The following is a 7,433-nucleotide window of genomic DNA, read 5'->3' on the forward strand; positions in this document are numbered from 1 at the left end:
ACCATATACCGCTCCACGCGGGTCACTTCGAACTGCAGCGCGCGCTTTACCATCGGAATCAGGAATCGGGTCAGGCGAAGCTGGATCTGCTCGCGCAATGCGGGATCCTCGACATGATGATCGCGCCTCCGTTTGATCTTTTCGTCGAACACACCGACCGTCTTCCCGTCGATGGTGCGCATGAAGCCCGAGGGCTCTCCGCCCGACTGTTCATAGGCATCGATCAAACGCCGGCAAAAGGCGCGATCGAACACATCGGGCAGGATCAGCACGGGCGCGGGAATTTCGACGCGCGGCCGGGCGACCACCTCGGCCATCCGATCGAGCAGCGCGCTGCCATTGGCAACGTCCGAACGGCCCATGATCCGCATCAGCGGGTCCATCGCCATCCAGACCGGGCGAGACTCGTCAACAAGGTCGATTGCGCCGAAGCTTCGCGCGATCGCGCCGTCGAAGTCGGTGAACCAGCGTATCCCCGGCAGATTTATCGCCGCCCGGTCCGCGTCGACGTCGTGCGGATCGCGCGTGATCCCGAAAAAACACAAGCGGCGGTCGTCGAGCATCGCGCGACGCCTGTGGAGGTCAGCGAGCGCCTGCCGGGCCTGCAGCGAATCCGCGCTCTTCACGAACAGCAACAGCACGTGCATCCCGCCAAGCGACGAGAACTGGAATTCCTTGATTCCACCGGGCACAGGCGCCTGGAACCACGGCGCGAACTCGCCGGGAATAATCTTCATAGCCGTGTCTCTCCGACGATCAGGCTTCGGTCTGATTCTCGACGGCTAGATCCTCGGCGATCGTATCGAGAGCTTCGGGCGCATCGCCCCCGGTAACGGCGTAAGACATGTCGCCCTCGCTCCAGTAAGCGACCGAGGCGCCTTCATGGCGCACCGCCTCCGGCTCCGCCGGCGCATCGCTGGGTGCACGCACGGCGAAGATCGACAATGTCCCCTCGGTCGGCGTCTTGACCATGATCTGCAGCGCAGGTCCTTTCTTCGTCGGGAAAATCTGTGCGTCGGTCACCACCCATTTGGCCGGCAGCCGAGGCACGGAGATGTTCGTGCTCCGGCGGATTTCCGCGACGTCGATGCGGGGCGACTCGATCTGGGACGCCATGCGCTCACGCAGCAGCGCCGTGCGATAGGCTTCCACCGCGTCTCCGACATAGTCGGGCGGGCTGGCGACGACATAGCGCGCGGGCAGGAACACGACCGCGACGAGCGCGGCGGCCACGGCGAGGCCTGACAGGCCGCGCGGTCCGAACCATTGGCGAAAGCCCCGCGACGGCCGCTGGTTCAGCCGGTCGGCGAGCATCGCCGCCGTGCGACGCATAGCCGGTGGCGCCTCGTCGGCCTGCGCAGCGAGCAGGCGCAGCGAAGAGCGCAGGCGCAGATCCTCGAAAAAGCGCCTTGCCGCCTCGGCGTTGCGCGCCAGATGCACCTCGACGGCCAGGCGCCGATCCAGATCGAGCTCGCCGTCCTGATAGGCCTCGATCTCGTCGTCGGTAACGGGTTCAGGCTCCTGCATCCCTGCCTCCTACGATATGCAGCCGGGCATTGCCGGCGTGATGCGGCTCCCGCAGCGCGGCGCGCGCGCGATGGAGTCGAGACATGACCGTGCCAACCGGCACGTCCAGCGTTTCGGCCGCTTCCTGGTAACTGACGCCCTGCACGATGATCAGACTGGCCACCGCCCGCTGCTCGTCGGGCAGAGCATCGAAACGCGCAGCCACCTCGGCGAGCCACACCGCCTGTTCCTGGCCTCCTTGCACGACGATGCCGGGATCGAGCGCAGCGACCCTGGCGTTGCGGCGCTGTTCGCTCGCTTCACGCCGCTTCTGGTCGATGAAGAGATTGTGGACGATCGATAGCAGCCAGGAACGTAGCGAATTTCCAGGCCGGAAAGTGGCCGCCCGTTCATAGGCGCGCAGCAAGGCCTCCTGCACCAGATCGTCGGCGGCCACCGCGTCGCGCGTCAACGCGCGGGCATAGCTGCGCAACCGGGGCAGGCTCTGTTCGACATCGGTGGCGGTCCAGGGGGTCATGGCGGGATTACGGCCTTGGTCGACCATTTATTCCATAAGGTCGACAAGGAACCTTCCTCGACGCTTTCGACGGGTCTAGGCGCAAGCCGATTCAAACGCTATCGGCGGCGCATGACCGAGATCACGCCCGCCATCGTCGCCGAGCACGGCCTGTCCCCTGAAGAATATGAGCGCATCCTGCATGCGATGGGTCGGGAGCCGAACCTGACCGAGCTCGGAATCTTCTCGGTGATGTGGTCAGAACATTGCAGCTACAAGTCGAGCCGCATTCACCTGAAGAAGCTGCCGACGACAGGCCCGCAAGTTATCTGCGGCCCCGGCGAAAATGCCGGCGTGGTCGACATCGGGGATGGCCAGGCCGCCATCTTCAAGATGGAGAGCCACAACCACCCGAGCTATATCGAGCCCTATCAGGGCGCGGCGACCGGCGTCGGCGGTATCCTGCGCGACGTCTTCACCATGGGCGCGCGGCCCGTGGCAAATATGAACGCGCTGCGCTTCGGCCGGCCCGACCATCCCAAGATGCGTCACCTGATCTCGGGCGTGGTCCACGGGATCGGCGGCTATGGCAATTGCGTCGGCGTGCCGACTGTGGGTGGCGAGGTCAATTTCCATCCCGCCTATGACGGCAACATCCTCGTCAACGCGATGACGGTCGGCGTCGCCGATACCGACAAGATCTTCTATTCGGCCGCGTCGGGCGTCGGCAATCCGATCGTCTATGTCGGCTCGAAGACGGGCCGCGACGGCATCCACGGCGCGACCATGGCGTCGGCTGACTTCTCCGAGGATTCGGAGGAGAAGCGCCCGACCGTGCAGGTCGGCGATCCCTTCACCGAGAAGCTGCTCATTGAGGCCTGCCTCGAACTCATGGCCACAGACGTCATCGTCGCGATCCAGGACATGGGCGCGGCCGGCCTGACCTCCTCGTCGGTCGAAATGGCCTCCAAGGGTGGCGTCGGCATCGAACTCGATATGAATGCCGTCCCCTGCCGCGAAACCGGCATGACGCCCTATGAAATGATGCTGTCCGAGTCGCAGGAACGCATGCTCATGGTGCTCAAGCCCGGCCGCGAAGCCGAGGCCGAAGCGATCTTCCGCAAGTGGGAACTCGATTTCGCCGTCATCGGGCGCGTCACCGAGACCGGCCGCATGGTGCTGCGTTTCGACGGCGAAGTGGTCTGCGACATCCCGCTCGGTCCGCTCGCCGACGAGGCCCCGCTCTATGATCGCCCCTGGGTGCCCACCCCGGCCCGCGCACCGCTCGGCCCCGTCCCGGCCAAGGGCAGCGTGGCCGAAAATCTGATGACGCTGATGGCGTCGCCCGATCTCGCCAGCCGGCGCTGGATCTGGGAGCAATATGACCACATGGTCGGCGCCGACACCGTCCAGCGCCCCGGCGGAGACGCCGCCGTGGTACGCGTCCACGGGACGTCCAAGGGCATCGCGATCAGCACCGACTGCACCCCGCGCTACGTCTTCGCCGACCCCGTTCAGGGCGGTGCGCAGGCAATCGCGGAATGCTGGCGCAACATCACTGCAGTGGGCGCCAAGCCGCTCGCCACGACCGACTGCATGAACTTCGGCAATCCGCAGCGCCCCGAGATCATGGGCCAGTTCGTCGGCGCGATCGAGGGCATGGCCAAGGCCTGCAGCGCGCTCGATTTCCCGATCGTGTCGGGCAATGTCAGCCTCTACAACGAGACCAAGAACGAGGATGGCAGCGGCAGCGCCATCCTGCCGACCCCGGCGATCGGCGGAATCGGCCTGCTGGCCGACATCGACAGGATGGCGACGATCGCGTTCAAGGCCGAAGGCGAGCATATCGTCCTGATCGGCGAAGACGGCAGCCATCTCGGCCAGTCGCTATGGTTGCGCTATGTCGCCGGGCGTGAAGACGGCCCGCCTCCACCGGTCGATCTCGAACTCGAAAAGCGCAACGGCGACTTCGTCCGCGAACTTATCGCCAGCGGCAAGGTCAGCGCCGTGCACGACCTGTCGGACGGCGGCCTGCTGGTGGCGATCGCCGAAATGGCGCTGGCCGGCAATGTCGGCGCCAAGCTCGACGAACTCGATCATGTTCGCGCGTTCGGCGAAGATCAGGCTCGCTATGTCGTGACCACCGCCAATTCGGATGCGTTGCTCGCGGCGGCCCTGACCGCCGGGGTGAATGCAAGGCGGATCGGCGTGACCGGCGGCGACACTCTGGTCGGCATCACGCTGTCTGATCTGCGGGCCGCGCATGAAGGCTTCTTCCCCGGGCTCATGCACTGAGGCCGCCCCCGCTGGCCGGCGGGATTATGCTATTGGAAAAAAGGGAGAATGGGCGGGGTCAGGAGAGGCGGACCCCGCCCATTCGCATGTCCCAAGGGGGTATGTTCGGGGCATGTGCGCCGCTGACCAAGGGCATAACCAGCGGCATGCCCCTTATTATTGCGAACGACTATCAATAGCAAGAGATAAATTGCGCCCGATCATCCGGCGGCACGCAGCTGCCGCTGCGCGTTGAACTGCTCGATCTCGATCGGTTCGTCGAACGCGACGCCGAAGCGCTCCTCGTCTGACCAGCGGACCACGGCCGAGACCCGCCGACCCTCGCCGAAATCCAGATCCACCGTATCGCCGGGCCGGAAGGCCGTACTGCTTTCGATCATCGCGCCGGACCGCGACAGGTTGCGGACACGCCCCTGCGCCGGCCCGAATGCGCCATGGATGGTGGCCGACCGCAGCACCGCGACTCGCGGATCGCGCGTGACGAGCAACCCCGGCATAGCCAGCTTGGTCGAGCCCGCGACACGCGCCCTTGCCTCGTCCGACAGCATCGGCTTGCCGAAAATATAGCCTTGGATATGGCTGCAGCCGAGCGACCGGATCAGCGCAAGCTCGTCCGGTGTCTCCGCGCCCTCGGCGGTGGTTTCCATCTCCAGGCTTTCCGCCAGCGCCACGATCGCCCGAATGATCGCCGCGTTGCGATTGCCGGGTACCGCCGCGCCGCGGACGAAACTCTGGTCGATCTTGATCTTGTTGAACGGCGCTTTCTTCAGATAGCCGAGCGACGAATAGCCGGTGCCGAAGTCGTCGAGCGCAAAGCGGACTCCGATCGCCTTCAGCCGCGCGAACATCGCGTCGGTAGCAGCATCGTCGTTGAGGAAAACGCCCTCGGTAATCTCCAGCTCGAGCCGGTGCGGCGGCAGCTGCGACGCGGCGAGCGCCGACATGACGATGCCCGGCAGCGAGGGGTTGGCGAACTGGATCGGCGAGATATTGACCGCAATCCGGACCGAATCGGGCCAGTTGGCCGCTTCCATGCAGGCGGTGCGCAACACCCATTCGCCGATCTGGGGGATCAGGCCGATCTCTTCGGCGACAGGGATGAACTCGGCGGGTGAGATCGGCCCGCGCGTCGGGTGGTTCCAGCGGACCAGCGCCTCGAAGCAGACGATCGCCTCGCTGTCGGCGTTGACCACCGGCTGATAGACGAGGTGGAGGCCGCTGTCGTTCATGACCTTGCGCAGGTCCATTTCGAGCAGGCGCCGGTCCTTCGCGCTCGCATGCATTTCCGGCTCGTAGAAGCGGTGCACGCCCTTGCCGTCGGCCTTCGCCGCATAGAGAGCGAGATCGGCGTTGCGCACCAGCGCGTCGGCCGTGGCGCCATCCTCGGGCGCGATCGCGATGCCGACCGAAGCCCCGATCGTGACGTGCGATCCCTCGATCAGATAAGGTTTCGACACTTCCTGAATGATCGCGGCCGCCAGCGTGGCCAGCCGGTTCTTTTCGACGATGCCGGGCAGCACGACGTTGAACTCGTCGCCCCCGAGACGTCCCACCTGGCCGTCGTTGTGAACGATCCGCTGCAGGCGCTCGGCGACCTGGCGCAGCAAGCTGTCGCCCACCGGATGACCCAGCGTGTCGTTGACCATCTTGAAGCGGTCGAGGTCGAGCATGAACAGCGCGGCACGCTTCGGGCGCCCGGCGATATCGCGCATCGATTCGTCGAGCGTCCGTCGCATCAGGATGCGATTGGGCAACCCGGTCAGCGAATCGTAGCTGGCCAGCCGCTTAACCTCGGCCTCCGACCGGCGCATTTCGGTCAGATCGGTGCCGCTGCCGCGAAAGCCGAGAAAGGTGCCGAACTCGTCGAAGGCGGGGCGCCCCGACAGCGACCACCAGCGCACGTCATGGCCGCTCGCCGCGCGGACGGCGATTTCGGAAAAGGCTAGGCGCGTGGACAAATGGAAACCCAGCGTCCGTTCGCCATCGCCGGTGCCGCCCCGCGCTTCTCCGGTCTCGTGCAGGACGAGTCCCGTCATCGGAGTTCCGAGCAACTGCTCGACCGGCACGCCCAGCGCCACCGCGATCTGCGGCGAAATGTAGCTGATCAGGCCGCGATCGTCGGTTTCCCAGAACCATCCCCGACCGCTCTCCTCGAACTCGCTGAGCAGCAGCGAGGCCTTGAGCGCGGCAGCCGCATTTACCAGCCAGCGGCGCGAGGCGAGATAGCTGCGCTGCGATATGCCGCCCAGTGCGACCGTCGCGACCGCCAGCAACGGAAGCAGCATGGCGAGCACCGCAAACTGCCCGAACAGCCCCACGCTCGCGATCGACAGCGTCAGCCACAGCGCGAGCGCGGCCGTCGGCACGGGAGCGAATATCAGCGTCGTGATGATCAGCAACGCGCCATGCGCCACGATCGCGACGGGCCAATGCGGATCGGTGGCATCGCTTCGAAGGCCGAGCATCCACAACGACCAGCCCGCCCCCTGAAGCAACCCCAGCAGCGAGATGATACCGTGCATCCGCACCGGCGACCCGATCGCTCCGCGTTCGCCCTGCCCCGGACCGGCCCGCCTGCGCCGGCCGAACAGCACCAAGGCCGCGCCAGCCGGAAGGATGAGGACAAGCGGCAGGATCAGCGCCCAGAAGGCCGCGCTGCCGACATCCGGACGCCGCACGAAGGCAAGTCCCCCCGCGACAACGACGTTCGCGAGCAGCAGCACCGGCAGGGCATCGACCGTCATCCGCACCCGGTTGGCGATCGACTGCTGATCATGCGTGTCGGTGCTCGGAAACAGGCCATGAAGAAACTGGCCGCGCCGGGGCTCGGCCTCGTTCCTCGTTTCGATCGCCATTACCGACCTGCCACGTACCCGCCGCATGCGGCGCATCTCCTCGATCCGGGAAGCCGAGGCTCGCGCGCACGGCTCCATTTCGAGTCGGGCTTAGCCGAAGCTGCTTAATTTCGTTTGAACTTCGCCGTCGATGACGCTGGCCTGGATCAGCCAGCGGCGATCTCCCTCCAGGCCCAACGCCGTCAGGATGCCGCTGCGATAGGCCCCCGTATCGATTCCCATCCGATTGGGCTGCAGGTCCGGATCGGTCGAGATGGAAT

General features: G+C 65.7%; 5 protein-coding genes and 1 pseudogene. 1 reads left to right on the forward strand and 5 read right to left on the reverse strand.

Translation table 11 applies throughout. The features are described 5' to 3' along the window. From KAY22_RS21880 to KAY22_RS21890, 3 genes are all read right to left on the reverse strand, one after another. On the reverse strand, positions 1–737 hold a 737-nt coding region (locus tag KAY22_RS21880), incomplete at its 3' end, for a redoxin domain-containing protein (RefSeq protein ID WP_296625313.1). A 19-nt stretch (positions 738–756) separates the two neighbouring features. After that, positions 757–1,527: an anti-sigma factor gene (locus KAY22_RS21885; RefSeq protein WP_296625314.1), complete on the reverse strand. Its 771-nt coding sequence runs from the start codon at positions 1,525–1,527 to the stop codon at positions 757–759. Continuing rightward, positions 1,514–2,071, reverse strand: coding sequence for a sigma-70 family RNA polymerase sigma factor (locus KAY22_RS21890; RefSeq protein WP_296625315.1), 558 nt, complete (start codon positions 2,069–2,071; stop codon positions 1,514–1,516). Before KAY22_RS21890 ends, KAY22_RS21885 begins: the two co-directional genes overlap by 14 nt. An 84-nt stretch (positions 2,072–2,155) precedes the next feature. Between KAY22_RS21890 and purL the strand changes: the two genes are divergently transcribed. Beyond that, positions 2,156–4,318 (forward strand): phosphoribosylformylglycinamidine synthase subunit PurL, encoded by a 2,163-nt coding sequence (purL, locus tag KAY22_RS21895; RefSeq protein ID WP_296625316.1) that lies wholly within the window; start codon positions 2,156–2,158, stop codon positions 4,316–4,318. A 200-nt stretch (positions 4,319–4,518) separates the two neighbouring features. Here the strand turns inward: purL and KAY22_RS21900 are convergent, their stop codons facing one another. Next, positions 4,519–7,173, reverse strand: coding sequence for an EAL domain-containing protein (locus KAY22_RS21900; RefSeq protein WP_296625317.1), 2,655 nt, complete (start codon positions 7,171–7,173; stop codon positions 4,519–4,521). A 90-nt stretch (positions 7,174–7,263) separates the two neighbouring features. Beyond that, positions 7,264–7,433: pseudogene (locus tag KAY22_RS21905) on the reverse strand (serine/threonine protein phosphatase); the annotation flags it as partial.

Source organism: Rhizorhabdus sp. (assembly GCF_018006725.1).
Taxonomy (GTDB): Bacteria; Pseudomonadota; Alphaproteobacteria; order Sphingomonadales; family Sphingomonadaceae; genus Rhizorhabdus.

Excerpts from the sequence above, each read along its gene's own strand:
- purL (WP_296625316.1), top strand. The coding sequence starts at position 2,156 with ATGACCGAGATCACGCCCGCCATCGTCGCCGAGCACGGCCTGTCCCCT.
- KAY22_RS21890 (WP_296625315.1), bottom strand. The coding sequence starts at position 2,071 with ATGGTCGACCAAGGCCGTAATCCCGCCATGACCCCCTGGACCGCCACC.
- KAY22_RS21885 (WP_296625314.1), bottom strand. The coding sequence starts at position 1,527 with ATGCAGGAGCCTGAACCCGTTACCGACGACGAGATCGAGGCCTATCAG.
- KAY22_RS21900 (WP_296625317.1), bottom strand. The coding sequence starts at position 7,173 with ATGGCGATCGAAACGAGGAACGAGGCCGAGCCCCGGCGCGGCCAGTTT.